Raw genomic sequence first — 16,631 nt, forward strand, 5'->3', positions numbered from 1 at the left:
TAGTTTTGAGAATTGATTCAGCAGTGTGTGAAAGGTGATATGAGATGGAAATGTCGCTAGCACTAGGATGCCCTAAATAGGTCATCACATGAGCGCAAAACATTAGTCGAACACAATCCCCTCTGTAAAATATTGTAATGCTTTACTCCAGAATGAAAATATTTCCGGACTTTATCAGCTGAATGTGACTGAACCTGAATCAAATGCAAGCGGTGCTAGAACAAGTTTTAGAGCATGTCTAGAACAAGCATGACTTAAGCCAGGGAACTAATCCAATCATCATTTCTGAAGTGAGCTGATGTTGCCAACTATTTTCCAGAAACAACTGGGTTCTCTAACCCACAGACTTGGAGTGAGATGTCGTGAGGTTAAGATTTAGAATGATGAATAGGACTATAGCGCAGTACACATGAATAACCCCACCACCCGTCCGGAACAATCTGGTGAAAAAGTATCGCTTTCGATTAGTATCGACCCTGAACTGTTGGATCAAGTACAGCACTTGACCAGCGATCCGAGCAAAGTGATTGAAGTGGCGTTACGCCAGTGGTTACGGGGTGGTGCACGCCGCGATGATGATTTATCCCGGACGCTACCGCGCAATCCGCCTGTACCCCCTCGGGGTGAATGGAACGATTGATCCGGTTTTCCAATGGGTATAAAAGAAAGAGGGAGTAGGTTTATAGACGGAGACACCGCTTCTATTGCCGCCCGATCGCATCCTTAATCCGGAATGCTAGTTATGAGTTTGCCTGCCAAATCGTCAACTGCTTATGATTCAGCCCATTACCAGCGGTTACTGAATCAAATTACCTGGAATATTCGACGAACTCTAGATTTAGAGACAATTTGGCAGCAAACGGTGGAGGGATTTGGGCAAGCGCTACAGGTGAGCCGCTGTCTAGTTTTCGATTATCAAGATGATCGCCATCAGCGCGTTTTGCCCCAGGCCGAATACTGTACAGATTTGGTTGAATCGTGTTTGGAGTATTACGATTGCCCTGAACTACGCCAGCTTGTTCAGGAAGCGCTGCTGTCGCTCAAGCCAGTTTGCCAGCCCATTTCTATTCCTGCCGCTGATGCCACAGCTCAGCCCAGTGCAATTGAGCTAGCGGGTAGCGCGAATCCAGCAAACGCGGCAGTCAATTCATCGCAGCGTTCTACGGTTTCTTGCTTAGCGATCGCAACTTGCTATCAGGATCAGCCAAATGGGTTGGTCATCCTCCAGCAGTGTAATGCGGTTCGAGAATGGACTGAGCTAGAAATTCAATTTGCCCAAGATCTGGCGGATCAGGTTGGAACTGCGATCGCACATGCCAGCCTGTTTGATGAAAGCCAAACCCTGGCGCGAGAATTGCAGCGGGTCAACGAAGACCTGCTCGAAAAGCATCGAGAACTGGCTGAGGCCAAACATCAAGCGGAAGAAGCCCGCAAACAGGCCGAAGAAGCATCCCGGCTCAAAAGTGAGTTTCTGGCCAATACATCCCATGAACTGCGTACGCCGCTGAACGGCATGATTGGCTTTCTCAAGCTGGTGCTGGATGGGATGGCCGATGATCCGGAAGAGCAGAATGAGTTTGTGCATGAGGCGTATCAGTCGGCGGTCCATCTGTTGCAAATCATCAACGACATTCTGGATATCGCCAAAATTGAAGCGGGCAAGATGCAAATTGAGATGAATCCGGTCAAGCTGATCGATTTACTCAATGCCGTCGAAAACTTCACCCGCACCCAGGCCGAACAAAAGAATCTTAAGTTCGAAATCCTCATGCCGGCTACCCGCGATGAAGTGCTGCTCTATGGCAACTATCAGCGGTTGTTGCAGGTGCTGCTCAACTTGGTCGGAAACGCGATTAAGTTTACCCACGAAGGCAGCGTCACGATTAGCGCCGAAGTGTTGCCAAAGCCGCCGGACGTGCCGAGTGATGCCTGGTCGGGATTTGCCAAGCTGAGCGTGGCGGATACAGGCATTGGCGTTTCGCTGGACAAGCAAGACAAACTGTTCCAGTCCTTCAGCCAAGTGGATGGCTCCCGCACGCGCCAGTATGGCGGTACAGGTTTGGGGCTGACGATTTCGCAAAAGCTGGTAGAAGCAATGGGCGGCGAAGTCAACTTCTACAGCATGGGTGAGGGGTTAGGCTCAACAGTGACGTTCACCGTGCCGCTCTATCAGGAGCCGGTAATGATTTCGTCCGAGGGCGATTCTTTGGTCGATCTGCAAAGTTAAAATTGCGTCGCCATCCATACGCTACGACGACGTTCAGCATGTGCAATCCAAGAGCGCAGTCATGGATAAAATTGGCACCTATGAGGAACAAAGATTCCCAGCGTTTCGAAATCCAACGCTGGATATGCTAGATCTGGGGCAAGCCAAGCATCACATTCCGCTCTTACTCGAAGCTGAAAGGGTGACAACATAGCTAGATAGCTTGCTGCATCAAGGATAGGGCACGGAGACCCCGCTGAAAATAGAGGCGTTTGTGGGGTTTGAGCGCCATCAACTGAAACGCTTGATTGGCCCACAGTTCCATCCCATACGTCCACCGTTGCCCATAGAGAGCCAAGCTGAACTCACTGTGTCGCAAGGTTTTATCTTGGTGTTTTTGAATACGTCCAGCATAGTGGTCAATGCGGAGTTGCCGCATCCATTGCCCCTGTAGGGTGGCCAAACTGTACGCGATCGCAATGAGTAAGAGCAAGGCTAAAAATCGGGGTTCATTGACCTTGGTGTCCTCTAAGTTGTAGCCCCCAGTCTTACAGTCCTTGAAGAGCTGCTCAATGCCCCAGCGACAGCGATAGATCTCAATGGCCTGCTTCAAATTAGGCAGATTGGTGAGAATATACCAGGGGTCTTTCGGGCCTTTGTTACGATAGCTTCGTTTCCAATAGATCGCCAAATTAAAGGGACCCAACCCATCGCCTTTGTTGGCCAAGATGCCCCGATAGAACTGTCTCATGCCGGGTTGAATGCCCAAGTCTTTCACCACGGTATACTCCTGTTGCACACTCACTTGAAAATGAAGGTCTTTCTTCTGCCGCAAGGCAAACATGATGCCCCTGGAGTCTAGCCATTTAGCTAGTTTTGGACTATGGAACTCTCGGTCTCCAAGCACTAAGACGGGGTAGGATTTCAACAGGGGGAAAACGGCTTTTAGCAGTCGTTTTTGAGTCCGAAGGTCGCTGTTGCCGCTTTGCTTTAAGACCTCCCAATACAGGGGCAGGGCATGGGTGCCCCAGATCAGAGAGACCATGAAGATATTTCGCCCTTTCCACTGAGTGCGGTCAATCGCCAGAATCCAGTAGCCATACTTTTGATGCTTCAGTTGTTTGAGGCGGCGGCGTTGGGATCGATTCAATCCCCGTCCGGTTTGCTCTTGCCGAATCCAGTATTTCACCAGCGGAAACCACAGCAGTTTGACCCTCAGTTGAGGCAAGACTAAAAACCGCTGTAAGTTCCGTTTTCGACTGCCATATTGAATCGGTTGAGGAAAGACACTGGCTAAAACTGACAGTTTGACCTGACGATGGGCCTGTAGCAAACATAACAAGAGCTGCAGGGTCAAATACTGCGGGTCGCTCAGATGAGCTTGGAGGGTGGTTTGGTAGAATGCAGGAAACATATTTGGTTGGGGGAGTCTGCTCAAGGCTCCCTATTTCTTTGCCTCTGTTATTCTCTCAAAGCTTTGTCCACCTTGGTTCTGAACTCGCTTGTCACCCGGTTAGTACTCGAAGTTGATGTCACTGAGGCTCGCGATCTCATCCGTGATCTGCAAGCGCAAACGGGTGAAAAGCTCTCGTTTACGGGTTTCGTTATCAAATGTATCGGTCAAGCCATCACCGAACATAAGCCAATTCACGCAATGCGCAAAGGCAAGACAAAGCTGGTTATTTTTGATGATGTCGATGTGTCTGTTTTAGTGGAACGGGTTGTTGATCAAGGTGATCATCGTTCGACATCGCTACCGATGCCCTATGTGGTGAGGCGAGCGAATCAGAAAACGGTGCAGGAAATCAGTGACGAGATTCGCACCGCTCAAGCCGAGTCTCTTCAAGCTGGAGAAGTCCAACTCGATGGTCATCAAAACGCGAATTTAACCAAAATCTTTATGTTGATGCCCAAATTTATCCGAAATTTGCTGGTCTGGCGGCGGCTAGTTCACGATCCGTTTTTTGCTAAACAAGTGATGGGAACAGTAGTGGTTTCATCAATGGGCGGTGCGGCGAAATATAGCGGCTATGGCTGGGCAATTCCGATTGGGATTCATCCGGTGATTTTTGCGCTGGGTAATATTGCTAGAAAACCGGGTGTGATCGGTGACGAAATCCTGATCCGGGAGTATTTAAGCCTGACCATTCTGTTTGACCATGATGTTACCGATGGTGGCCCAGCAATCCGATTTGCTCAGCGATTAAATGAGTTACTCGAAGCTGGATATGGTCTGGATGCGTAAAGCTAAATTATGCTAGGCCATGCTGATAAATATGTGCGATCGCAGCTATATTTTCATTCTAAACGTCCGACAAAATTATTTAGGATAAATTCCTCCAATCAACAGTTATATAGCAGTAACTAAATCTTATGTTCTACAACGGTTGAGCTATGGAACTATCTTCTATTACTCACAAACGAGGCTTTGAGCTTGATTATTATTCCGGTTCTTGTGCTTTTATATTAGTAAAAGCCGAAATTACTCATGTTAGCCATTCCTTATCAACATTGCTACAGAAGCCACTTATAGAAAACGTATATAGGAATTACGAAACTATTGATAGTAATCAGATCCTAATTTGGCAATATGTTAATCACTTTTGGACGCTTTTTGAATATGCGGTTGGCAGGCGGGAAATTCCACAATTTATTTCCGCAAGCTTGAACACAGATTGTATATACTTTGCATATGAAGAGGTATCTGGTTGGCAACAATATATACTTTTTAGAAGCGGTGAGGCGGTTGAGGTATATTCTTTTGGAGTGGACTATCGTCCAGACTGGATCGAGTTCCATTATGGATCAGCAGAGAACCTACCAAAAGAAACAGATCACGGTATACCTTGGGATATTAATACAACTAACGAAAAGGGATATCAATTTTTATTTCGTAGCACCCTTCAATTTGTATCGGAGGATGAAGTTAAGAATCCTGAAGTATTCCTAAATAGCTTGTTTATAAGTCAAGATACATGGTTGCCAAGCTCAACATACATGCCGTCAAACCTAGCAATTGTAGAAGGTTATCCTCCAGAAATGTCAAAATTCTTTGTTCGTATTGATATGGTGAAAGCGATCTAACACTACGTTCACTACTTTGGAACGGCGAAATAAGCACGATTGGCTGTCATGTAGAGATTGCTTACCGCCTCTCAACTGTGCCACTAGGAAAAATACAATAAAAAGTAACAAATCAATTCTTCAAGAAGCTACGCTGAAACCAGTAGCTTCTTTTGCAAACTCGTTTGCGCGACCACCTTCCCTCGTTTAATCGTCGTGCGACTAGCCGGAGCAGTTGCCACGGCCTCGGAGGCTGAAGTTGCATCTAAAATGACCAAATCCGCTGCACAGCCCGCCGCGATACCGTAATTGTGAACGCCAATTGCTTGTGCTGCGCGAGTAGTCGCCATCTCCAGGCAAAGTTCATGCCCGGTTGTTGTGCCCAACTGCAGCACCTGGGCGATCAGCGTAGCAATTTTCAACACATCGCCATCGCCAAAGGGCGTGAAAAGATTTTGCACATTATTGGTCGCAATCCCCGCATTAACACCTTGCTGAATCAAGTAGTGGATTGGGGCCACACCGCGCCGGACATTATGCGTATCGGCCCGCGACATCATGTAGAGATCCGATGCCGGTAAGGCCAAAATCGAAATGCCCGCTGCGCGTAATCCTGCTGCGATCGCATCCAATTCTGCGGGAGACAACCCTGCCAATCGCGTCATATGACCGAGACAAACCCGTCCCTGCCAGCCCCGCCGCAGCGTTTCCTCAATGACAACCGACACCAGCATCGGGTCATCGTTATCTAAAAAATCGAGATGGAAATCAACATCACAGTCAACATCCTGCGCAATATCAAAAATCGTTCGAATGTTGCCGACCGGATCCGGATCAACATAGGGCGCTGAGCCAACCAAATCCGCGCCCATTGATAGTGCCTGTCTCAATAAATCTTCCGTTCCTGGTTGATTAGAAATCCCTTCTTGCGCAAAGGCTGCAATCTGGAGCGTGATGCCCCAGTCGTATTTCTGCTGCAGCGGCAGCAGAGTTTCCATTGCCATCAGCCCAATCACCGGGTCAACCTCGACATGGCTCCGCATGGCCGTGACGCCAAATGAGATCGCAGCCTCCAAAATTCGGCAAGCCCGCTGGTGAATATCTGCGGGGGTGAACTGCTGCTTCAGGCGCAGCGTCTGCTCGAGCGCTTCAGCAAACGTTCCTTCCTGAGCGGGATACTGGCTCAGCAGCAGTGCCTTGTCGAGGTGAATATGACTATCAACTAAACCCGGAATCACCAGCTTATTCTGAGCATCAACTAGCTGCGCTGCCGAAGCGCTAATCTGCGGCGCAACGTCAACAATGCGGCCATCCGCGATCGCAATCTCCTGCGGTTCGTCATAGTCAACTGCGATCGCACGGGTGATTTTTAGATCCAGATCCATCGTTTCCTAAATCGTTTCCTAATTGGTACAGGTCACACACATTCTTTGACTCAAGAATACAGCGGCTCTATCAACGGCAGAACTACTTTAGGATACAGAGGAACTGATTCTAACCATGAAAAAAATCAATCGCAACAGTAATCAGGCTCAATACTAAATGCTCTCTGGGATATTCAATGTTCTCTAGGTCAAAAACTGCCGCAGCAGTGCCAACAGCCGCTGGTTTTGTTCGTCCGTGCCAACCGTAATGCGCAATTTATCATCTAAACCCGGCTGTTTGAAGTAGCGCACTAGCAGTCCTTGATCTTTCAAAAACTGCTGAATCTCTGCCGCATTCCCAGCGGGAGGACGGGCCAGCAAAAAGTTGGTTTGAGACGGCAGGACATCAAAGCCCAGTGCTTGCAATGCATCAAACAGCTCAGCCCGCGATACTTTTACCTGCTCCGCACAGGCATTTTTATACTCCTGATCGCGCATAGCTGCCGAACCGACTAGAGTTGCGATCGCATCAATGTTGTAGCTGTCTTTGACTTTGAATAATCCACTCAGCAAGCTGGGCTGGGCCATGCCAAATCCTAATCGCAGGCCTGCGAGCGAGTAGCCCTTTGACAAAGTGCGAATCGCGATCACATTATCGAACTCACGAATCAGCGGCAGCGCCGTCTCATCAGCAAAATCAACATAGGCTTCATCAATGACCAGCACACCAGATAGATTCGCCGCCAATCGCCGCAGTTGCTCATTGGGCACCACGTGTCCTGACGGACTATTCGGCGTCGCAATGAACGTAACGGCGGCATCTTCAGCGATTAGGGCATCAATTGGCAGTTCAAATCCGTCGCCATAGGGAATCTCAACCGCTTGAGCAGGCTGGATTTCGGCCAGTGTGCGATACAGCACATAGGTGGGCATCGGATAGGCTACCGTTCGGTTACCCTCCGCACAGGCGCGAATCACCACATTCAAAATTTCGTCGCTGCCGTTGCCAACAATGACCCAGTCCGAGGGCACACCTAGAGCTTCCTGCACCGCCTGCCGAAACGCATTGGCATAGGGATCGGGATAGCGCCGCAGCCATTCGCTATCCAAATGATGCAGCACGTCCAGCGCTTTAGGCGAGGGCGGATAAGGATTCTCGTTGGTGTTGAGTTTGATGATTGATGTGCCCGGTTTGGGCTGTTCACCGGGCACATAGCCCGTCATGGCAGCCACATTGGGACGAAAGATAGCAGGTTTCGGCTTGGCAGCGGTCATAGATCGTACGTTAGGCGAGTAGGAGCAGCGGTCTTGAAGAAAACCAAGACTACTATTTTAGATCGATGGTAGGGGCAGATTGCGATCGCAGTCCTGAAAACTCACTGGAGAGCCCATTGCCTTACGACAGAATCGGGCCGCTTGCGTAGACTGGGAATATGTCTACCATTCGCCCTTTACCTCAAGATGTCGTTGCGCTGATTGCTGCCGGAGAAGTGATTGATTCGCTGGCGGCAGTGGTGCGGGAATTAGTCGAAAATGCGCTAGATGCCCAGGCAACTCGCTTGACGATTTCGCTGTGGCCAGAACAGTGGCGAATTCAGGTTGCCGATAACGGCAGCGGCATGGATTTAGAGAATTTAAGTCAGGCAGCGGCGGCGCATAGCACCAGCAAAATTCGCGATCGCACCGATCTGAATCGAGTCAGCAGCCTTGGATTTCGGGGAGAAGCACTGCACAGCTTGGCGCAGCTATCGGATTTGGCCATTTGCAGCCGCTGTGGAGAGCAGGAGGGCTGGGCGGTTACGTACAATCAGCAGGGCCAGGTAACAGCAGTAGAAACAGTTGCGATCGCACCTGGAACAGTGGTGACGGTTGCGAATCTATTTGGCTCATGGGCGGCGCGGCGCGATGCCCTGCCATCAATAGCGCAGCAGATGCGGGCGGTGCAGCAAACCATTCAGCAGATGGCGCTGTGTCATCCACATGTAACCTGGCAGGTTCACTTACGCGATCGCAGTTGGCTCAATATTTGGCCGAGCGAGAGTGCATTACAGATTTTGCCGCAGTTGATTCGAGGCGTGCAGCCGAGTGATCTACGCGATGCAGTGGTGAAGGTGCCAGCCCAAAGCCCAGCCCAAAGTCCAGCCCAGAACCCTGTCGAGCATCTTGTTGAGAATTATGTTGAGCATCATGACGCAGACAATGTAACGTTCTCGCCCAAGAGCGAAATCGAAACCGAAACTGAAACTGAAACTGAAATCGACACAACCGCAGCGATCGATGAAATTAATGAAATTAACGAAATTAGTGAAATCTATGCTCTGCTGGGTTTGCCCGACCGCTGCCATCGTCACCGCCCCGACTGGATTCGGATTGCGCTCAACGGTCGGCCAGTGCAGGCTCCGGAACTAGAACAAGCCATTTATCGGGCGTTCCGGCGCACGCTGCCCCGCGATCGCTATCCAGTCTGCTTTCTGCATTTACAGCTGCCGCCGGAGCAAATCGACTGGAATCGGCATCCGGCCAAAACTGAGATTTACCTCCATCAGCTGCCGTTTTGGCAGGAGCAAGTGACCCAGGCAATTGACCACATCCTTCAGCTCAATGCCGACAGTTTGGCGGAAACATACAGTATGCAGCGGGTCAATCAACTGCTAAAAACAGCGGAGCTAGACGGGGTGTATGGAACGCGCCGTACGGTGAGTCAATCCACCAGCGAAATAGCGGATGTGTTGACTCACACGGATGGCACGGATAACACGCACATCGATGAAGACCGCTCTCCAGCTAAATTTTCAGAGCTAACTGCGATCGCACAAGTCCACAACACCTACATTCTGGCAGAGCATCCCAGCGGCATTTGGCTAATTGAACAGCACATTGCCCATGAGCGAGTGCTATATGAACAATTGTGCGATCGCTGGCAGATCGTCCCGCTGGAACCGCCCGTTATTCTGCCGCAGTTAGAGCAAGCACAGGTAGAGCAGCTACAGCGAATTGGGCTGGAGGTAGACCCATTTGGCGAGCAGCTCTGGGCCGTCCGCACCGCTCCTGAACGGCTGGCCCAACGAGAAGACTGTGCCGAAGCGCTAATTGAGCTCAGTTTGGGTGGAGACTTGGACGCAGCACTGGTAGCAACAGCCTGTCGCACAGCGATTCGCAACGGCATGGCACTGAATTCAGCAGAGCTGCAAACGCTGCTCGAGCAGTGGCAGCAGACCCAGAATCCGCGCACATGTCCCCACGGTCGCCCAATCGCGCTTCAGCTAGAAGAGTCGAGCCTATCGCGGTTCTTCCGCCGCCACTGGGTGATTGGCAAAAGCCACGGTATTTAATCTGGCGACTTACCACAAATCAACCACTGGGCCACCGGGATAGCGCCAGCGCACAGGGCCACCAGGCCGTAAATCGAGATGCACAAATCCGTTGCCGACCGCTAAGCCACCCTGCCGATGGTAGTTCTTCAGCTTCATGAATGTATCCACTACAGGCTCACCATCGATGTAAAAATCAATCGCGTCCCCGGCCATATGCCGCGATCGCGATGCACCACCAACAGCACGATTAGTAATCGGATCGCGGTAAGCTGAGTTAACCTTGATGGGCCGATCACCCAGATAGGAGCGAACTTCATCCATATACTTGCAGAGTTTGACGATCCGCTGCGTGATCACTGTTTCGACCGGAATCCGCTGACCATTCTTGGTCATCTCCCCCCAGGTAAGTAGTAAATATTTTTGATCGAAATTAATTCAATCTCCGTTATGACTATTCATCCCGCATCCGCAACATCCGCGTCAGAGACTTACCAATGGTGGCAATCAGGCGTGATTTATCAGATTTATCCGCTGACGTTTGCAGATGGCAACGGCGACGGGATTGGAGATCTACAGGGTATTATTCAGCGCCTGGATTACCTCAATGACGGCAATCCCAATAGTCAGACCGCGCTGGGAGTTGATGCGATTTGGCTGTCGCCGATTAATCAGTCGCCGATGCACGACAACGGCTATGACGTGAGCGGCTATCGAGATATTTGTCCGACATTTGGCACCCTGGATGAATTTGATCAGTTGCTACAGCAGGCGCATCAGCGCGGGATCAAAGTCATCCTGGATCTGGTGGTTAATCACACCTCGAATCAGCATCCCTGGTTCTTGGAGTCCCGCTCCAGCCGCGACAATTCCAAAGCTGACTGGTATCTGTGGCAGGATGCCTACGAAAGCCGCGATTTACCCAACAACTGGCTGTCCTACTTCGGCGGTACGGGCTGGACGCACTGTGAGGAGCGCGATCAGTTCTATTTCCACACCTTCAATCAGAATCAGCCCGATCTCAACTGGCGCAATCCAGATGTCCGAGCTGCCATTTACGATATTGTGCGCTTCTGGCTCGATCGGGGCGTCGATGGCTTTCGGCTTGATGCGTCAAGTGCCTACAGCAAAGATGAATACTTCCGCGACAATCCGCTCAAGTATGGGGCCAGCGATAAGAATAAGTACAATAATTTTCATCATCTGTACGACAAAAACTTGCCCGAGAATCACCAAATCATGCGGGAGTTCCGGGCCGTTATCGATGAATATGAGGATCGGGTTTTAATTGGCGAAACGTTTATTGATAATCGCCTCTACGACTCGGTGATCTTTTACGGAGCCAACAATGATGAGCTGCACCTGCCGCTGACGTTTGAGTTTCCCTTCAGTCCCTGGTATCCCGGCTATTTGCAGCGAGAAATTGAAAAGAAAGAACTGGTGACGCCAGAGGGCGCATGGCCCGCTTACTTCTTAGACAATCACGATATTCCGCGCCATCTCTCGCGCTGGATTGAGTGCAGTTTGTGTGTTGACTCAGTTGCGATCGCAAAGGCAGCGGCAACGCTCTTATTGACGGTACGCGGCACGCCCCTTCTTTACTACGGCCAGGAACTGGGCATGGTGGACAACACCATGATTCCACCGGACAAAATTAAAGATAAAGCCATCGTCCTGAGTGAAACGGAAGAAACGCCGCCACCGCGCGATGGCTCACGAACGCCGATGCAGTGGGATGATTCGGCTCAGGCAGGCTTCAGCTTTGGCCAGGACGTTGAGCCGTGGCTGCCCGTCCATGAAAATTACCCAACGATTAATGTCCAAACCGAGCTGCGCGATGATGCCTCAATTTTGAACTTTTATCGACGGCTGATTCAGATTCGACGCCAGAGCGAAGCTTTGCGCTGGGGAAAATGGCAAGCGCTAATCCATTATCCCCATGAGCACATGGCCTACTTGCGGATTGCCGAAACGGAAATGGTGCTGGTGCTGATCAACTTTTCCTACGAGAAGCCGTTGACGCTGGATATCCCTATCAATCGGGATGATTGGACAGTGTTATTGTCCACTGTCTACGACGCTGAAAAAACAATTAGCCTACCCGATACGCTGCAGTCCTTTGAAATTTCAATTCTGCACCAATCAAGACCCATATCCTCACTTGAAACCGCAAAGAGTTGAGTTTGCCGCCGCGATGCACGGGCAAACCCAACTCTTTGGAGTACTCTTTGAGAGTAATAAGTAGCTGCATATAAATAAACGCACCTACAAGATATGAGACTAAATACCTATTTTTAAGCTTGGCGAGGCGGTAATACCCAGCATAAAATTGGACACAAGACCATTGCGGCAACGGTCACAATTAATGAAATCCATAGGCCATCGACGAGATCGGGAGACATGGCGATTGTCCTCTCTAGGAATGAACGGTTTTTAGTGGAATATTGAATCCCTACAGTAACTTTCATAGGAATAAGTTACCTCTCCTGAAAGAATACCCATGCCGCAAAAAACTGTAATCAATGCAACAAATTTTCAGGAAATTTACGCAGTTTTTGGCTAAGTTTTGTAACGAATTCTTTGCAGCTTCATCAAACCGAATTCAGTTGCCATTGCCAATACTGAATAGATCGGGGTGGTGCGATCGCAACTACAGATGCCGCATAGTCAGCCTGAGGCCGAAAAAGCTGAACATACTGAAAATTCGCTATGTTTGGATTATGAGAAGTCATTAATACAAACGGTTGGGCAGATAAGCGCTGAACTTCAACATCTGAAAGGTCAGCCAGCCCTGTACCGACGGCTTTTAAGTAAGCTTCTTTGCAGACCCACAGTTCAAAAAACGCCGTTTTTTGTTGCTGCACAGGCAATGACTTGAGCCACTGCTGCTCGGCGCGTGAGAAGAAGCGTTCCGCCAGTTTGATCGCCTCAATGTCGCGCACCCCTTCTATATCAATGCCAACCTGCAAATCCGGTGAGATCGCACACAGTAGCCACTGATGGGAGTGCGATACGTTGAAGGAGAAGGTGGCCAATTGAGCGGGTAAACCAGCCGCAGCAATCGACGGCTTGCCTCGATCGCTGTAGGCAAACTGGATGGTTTCGGGCGCTTGAGCCAGATACTGGCTCAGAATGTGGCGCACAATGCCCCGTCCACAGACAAAGCGGTTGCGATCGCGCTCAAACCGAAATCGATTGGCCCGGTCTTTTTCATCAGCGGCTAGCCAGTTCCAAAATGTGGACTGATATAAATTAGCGTCGTCTAAATTAGCTCGCCAAATATGTAGCGTTTGAGTCTGTCGTTCCGACCAAAGATTGATATCTACGGTTTGCCATTGAATCGGCACATCGGGTGCGTACATATTCCTAATGTCAACTAAATGTCAACAACCTGCAACGATTTACAGCAGCTTGATCCCCGAACAGAGGAAAATAGAGAGAGACGAATTTGAATTGCGATCGCAACAGCAACGGTACATCGTTTACCTCAACAATTGCTGCCCTTCCGAATAACCAAAAACGAATAAAACCGCACGGGTAGTTCTGAAACGGCAATGATATTGGCTGGTGTAAGTACCGTCCGAAATCCATTGTCCATGTACCCCTATCAACGCACAAACACGAACGGAACAAGAGGAAGATCAACCGTGGTGCTACAAGTTTCTGATACGGCTTACGAAGCTCAAACCCAAGCTATTGCTAAAGATTTACTCTCCGCCACCCGAGAGAAACGATCGTTTTTGTCCCAGGTGCGCGACCAAATGCGCTGGGATGACAAGCTGTTGGATATTGCAATGGCCCATGACGGGCTGCGGGTACAGCTTTTTCGCTTTATCGACACCCTGCCCTCGCTGCACAGCAACGCCGAGATTGCTCGCCATTTACAGGAATATATGGGCGCGGAAGCCGTTGAGCTGCCCGGCATGCTGAAGGGACTGCTCAACTTTGCTGACCCCAACTCACCTCCGGCTGCGATCGCAGCTACGACGTTTAAAAAAGCGGTTGAAACCCTGGCGCACAAGTATATCGCCGGGGAATCCATCCCACAGGTAATTAAAACGATTGAGCGGCTCCGTAAAGAGAAAATGGCCTTCACCGTTGACCTGCTGGGCGAAGCGGTGATCACGGAAGCAGAGGCGCACTCTTATCGGCAGCGCTACATGGATCTGATGGAGCAGTTGGTATCGGCCTCTAAATCCTGGTCTACCGTGCCTCAAATCGACCAGGCCGACGGTGAGCCAGTGCCGCAGGTACAGGTTTCGGTCAAGCTCACGGCCTTCTATTCCCAATTTGATCCGCTGGATGCCGAAGGCAGTCGTGAAGTCGTCAGCGATCGCATTCGCACCCTACTGCGTCATGCCCAGGAAGTCGGGGCAGCAGTGCATTTCGATATGGAGCAGTATCGCTACAAGACTCTGACGCTGGCAATTTTGAAAGATATCTTGCTGGAGCCGGAATTCCGCGATCGCACCGACATTGGTGTGACGCTGCAAGCCTATCTGCGCGACAGCTACCACGACTTGAAAGACCTGATCGAATGGGCCAAACAGCGCGGCAAACCCGTCACCGTCCGTCTGGTCAAGGGCGCGTACTGGGATCAGGAAACGATTCACGCCTCCCAGGAAGACTGGCCGCTGCCCGTCTACAGCGAAAAATCATCCACCGATGTGAACTATGAGCGGATGACTCGCCTGCTGCTGGAGAATAACGAGTATCTCTATGCCGCCATCGCCAGCCACAATGTGCGATCGCAGGCTTATGCAATTGCGATCGCGCGGGAGCTGAAAATTCCTCCCCGCCGGATTGAGCTACAGGTGCTCTATGGCATGGCCGATAAGCTGGCCAGAGCACTGGTGCAGCAGGGTTTTCGGGTGCGGGTCTACTGCCCCTACGGTGAGCTGATTCCCGGCATGGCCTACCTGATTCGGCGTCTACTGGAGAACACCGCCAACAGCTCCTTCCTGCGCCAAAGTGTGGAAGAACGCTCCGCCGAGGAGCTAATCGCGCCACCCGTCATGGCAGAAATTGATCAGGCCGACACTGCGCCCTATCCAGACGTGCCCGTGCCGTTTGAGAACGCTCGCAATACCGATTTTGCCGTTACCGAGCAGCGAACTAAGTTCTTCCAAGCCTTAAAAACCGTGCGCCAGCAGCTCGGCCAAACCTATCTGCCGCTGGTCAATGGCGAACGAGTCGAAACTGAGAGCCAAATCGATTCCGTCAATCCCGCTCGCCCCAGCGAAGTTGTCGGTCACATTGGCTTATTGAGTGTCGAACAGGCAGAAACTGCGATCGCAGCCGCCAAAGCCGCATTCCCAGCCTGGAAAGCCACGCCAGCAACAGAACGAGCCAATATCCTCCGCAAAGCCGCCGATTTACTGGAACAGCGGCGGGCAGAACTCTGCGCCTGGATGGCATTTGAAGTCGGTAAAACCCTCAGCCAGTCTGATCCGGAAGTCTCCGAAGCGATTGATTTCTGTCGCTACTACGCCGACCAGATGGAGAAGCTTGACAACGGCTACAACCACGATCTGCCCGGTGAAACGAACCAGTATCGCTATCAACCGCGCGGCGTGTCCGTCGTCATTTCGCCCTGGAATTTCCCACTGGCCATTCCGATGGGAATGACCGTTGCATCGCTGGTTACGGGCAACTGCACGCTGCTAAAACCTGCTGAAACCTCGTCGGTGATTGCGGCCAAAATCACGGAAATCCTAGTCGATGCAGGCATTCCCAAGGGCGTCTTCCAGTATGTCCCCGGCAAAGGCTCCACCGTCGGCGCTCACATGGTCAAGCATCCCGACGTGCATATGATCACCTTCACCGGATCGCGGGAAGTTGGTTGCCGCATCTACGCCGATGCCGCGATTGTGCAGCCGGGACAAAAGCACCTGAAGCGGGTCGTCGCCGAAATGGGCGGCAAAAATGCCGTGATTGTGGACGAAAGTGCCGACCTGGATCAGGCCGTGCAGGGCGTGGTCTACTCCGCCTTTGGCTACAGCGGTCAGAAATGCTCGGCTTGCTCCCGCGTAATTGTGCTAGCACCCATTTATGACAACTTTGTTCATCGCCTAGTGGAAGCCGCGCGATCGCTAAATGTCGGTGCGCCGGATGAACCCGCAACCGGGGTCGGCCCCGTAATTGATGCCGCCGCTCAAGCTCGGATAAAGGAATACATCGAGCAGGGCAAAGCAGAAGCGACGCTGGCTCTGTCTGCCGATGCGCCAGATACAGGCTACTTCGTGCCGCCGACCATCTTTACTGACGTGGCCCCGGATGCCGTGATTGCCCAAGAAGAGATTTTTGGCCCAGTCTTAGCAGTCATTAAAGCTCAAACCTTTGACGAAGCAATGGCCATTGCCAACGGCACAGACTACGCGCTCACAGGTGGTTTGTACTCCCGCACCCCGTCGCATATTGACCGCGCCTACGCAGAATTTGAAGTCGGCAACCTCTATATCAACCGAGGCATCACGGGCGCAATCGTCTCGCGGCAAGCCTTCGGTGGTTTCAAGATGTCGGGAGTTGGCTCCAAGGCAGGTGGCCCCGACTATCTGCTCCAGTTCCTCGAACCGCGCAGCGTCACCGAAAACGTCCAGCGTCAAGGCTTTGCCCCGATTGAAGGCTGGAGTTAACTAGGAGCAGGAGCTAAATAGAGTACTCAAGAGTCCCTTGTGTTGCGCTGTT

13 protein-coding genes are annotated in these 16,631 nt (G+C 51.1%); 8 read left to right on the plus strand and 5 right to left on the minus strand.

Going from position 1 to position 16,631, the window contains the following annotated elements; genetic code table 11:
• Positions 1 to 409 precede the first annotated feature (409 nt).
• The 3 genes from AC286M_RS34825 to AC286M_RS34835 all read left to right on the plus strand — a co-directional run bounded on the left by AC286M_RS34825 (position 410) and on the right by AC286M_RS34835 (position 2,420).
• Positions 410 to 640, plus strand: a complete 231-nt coding sequence (locus tag AC286M_RS34825) for a type II toxin-antitoxin system CcdA family antitoxin (RefSeq protein WP_488208763.1) — start codon at positions 410 to 412, stop codon at positions 638 to 640.
• A 102-nt stretch (positions 641 to 742) separates the two neighbouring features.
• Positions 743 to 2,227, plus strand: coding sequence for an ATP-binding protein (locus AC286M_RS34830; protein ID WP_488208764.1), 1,485 nt, complete (start codon positions 743 to 745; stop codon positions 2,225 to 2,227).
• 61 nt (positions 2,228 to 2,288) lie between these two features.
• A complete protein-coding gene (locus AC286M_RS34835; RefSeq protein ID WP_488208765.1) occupies positions 2,289 to 2,420 on the plus strand; it encodes a hypothetical protein in 132 nt (43 codons plus the stop codon).
• On the opposite strand, the gene AC286M_RS34840 is transcribed toward AC286M_RS34835, so the two are convergent.
• Complete coding sequence (locus AC286M_RS34840; RefSeq protein WP_488203413.1) at positions 2,421 to 3,620, minus strand: IS4 family transposase; 1,200 nt, start codon at positions 3,618 to 3,620, stop codon at positions 2,421 to 2,423. It abuts the gene before it with no gap.
• A 72-nt stretch (positions 3,621 to 3,692) separates the two neighbouring features.
• On the opposite strand from AC286M_RS34840, the gene AC286M_RS34845 reads away from it, so the two are divergent.
• Positions 3,693 to 4,451 carry a 2-oxo acid dehydrogenase subunit E2 gene (locus AC286M_RS34845; protein WP_488208766.1) on the plus strand — a complete coding sequence of 253 codons (759 nt, stop codon included), beginning with the start codon at positions 3,693 to 3,695 and terminating at the stop codon, positions 4,449 to 4,451.
• Positions 4,452 to 4,600: 149 nt separating this feature from the next.
• Complete coding sequence (locus AC286M_RS34850) at positions 4,601 to 5,290, plus strand: hypothetical protein (RefSeq protein ID WP_488208767.1); 690 nt, start codon at positions 4,601 to 4,603, stop codon at positions 5,288 to 5,290.
• Between the two features lie 128 nt (positions 5,291 to 5,418).
• Here the strand turns inward: AC286M_RS34850 and AC286M_RS34855 are convergent, their stop codons facing one another.
• Both AC286M_RS34855 and hisC read right to left on the minus strand, forming a co-directional pair.
• Positions 5,419 to 6,654 (minus strand): amidohydrolase family protein, encoded by a 1,236-nt coding sequence (locus AC286M_RS34855; protein ID WP_488208768.1) that lies wholly within the window; start codon positions 6,652 to 6,654, stop codon positions 5,419 to 5,421.
• Positions 6,655 to 6,837: 183 nt separating this feature from the next.
• A complete protein-coding gene (gene hisC / locus AC286M_RS34860) occupies positions 6,838 to 7,908 on the minus strand; it encodes a histidinol-phosphate transaminase (protein ID WP_488208769.1) in 1,071 nt (356 codons plus the stop codon).
• Positions 7,909 to 8,066: 158 nt separating this feature from the next.
• On the opposite strand from hisC, the gene mutL reads away from it, so the two are divergent.
• Positions 8,067 to 9,965 (plus strand): DNA mismatch repair endonuclease MutL, encoded by a 1,899-nt coding sequence (mutL, locus tag AC286M_RS34865; RefSeq protein ID WP_488208770.1) that lies wholly within the window; start codon positions 8,067 to 8,069, stop codon positions 9,963 to 9,965.
• Between the two features lie 9 nt (positions 9,966 to 9,974).
• On the opposite strand, the gene AC286M_RS34870 is transcribed toward mutL, so the two are convergent.
• On the minus strand, positions 9,975 to 10,340 hold the full coding sequence (locus AC286M_RS34870; protein WP_488208771.1) for a YcbK family protein: 366 nt from the start codon (positions 10,338 to 10,340) through the stop codon (positions 9,975 to 9,977).
• Between the two features lie 54 nt (positions 10,341 to 10,394).
• On the opposite strand from AC286M_RS34870, the gene AC286M_RS34875 reads away from it, so the two are divergent.
• Positions 10,395 to 12,125, plus strand: coding sequence for a glycoside hydrolase family 13 protein (locus AC286M_RS34875; RefSeq protein WP_488208772.1), 1,731 nt, complete (start codon positions 10,395 to 10,397; stop codon positions 12,123 to 12,125).
• 410 nt (positions 12,126 to 12,535) lie between these two features.
• Here AC286M_RS34875 and AC286M_RS34880 read toward each other — a convergent pair whose 3' ends face one another.
• The gene (locus AC286M_RS34880) at positions 12,536 to 13,306 is read right to left on the minus strand and encodes a 4'-phosphopantetheinyl transferase family protein (protein ID WP_488208773.1); all 771 of its coding nucleotides are present in this window, start codon (positions 13,304 to 13,306) and stop codon (positions 12,536 to 12,538) included.
• A 285-nt stretch (positions 13,307 to 13,591) separates the two neighbouring features.
• On the opposite strand from AC286M_RS34880, the gene pruA reads away from it, so the two are divergent.
• Entirely contained in the window at positions 13,592 to 16,579 is a 2,988-nt protein-coding gene (gene pruA / locus AC286M_RS34885; protein ID WP_488208774.1) for an L-glutamate gamma-semialdehyde dehydrogenase, read from the plus strand.
• Positions 16,580 to 16,631: the final 52 nt, after the last annotated feature.

It is taken from the genome of Thainema salinarum CENA647 (assembly GCF_057732415.1).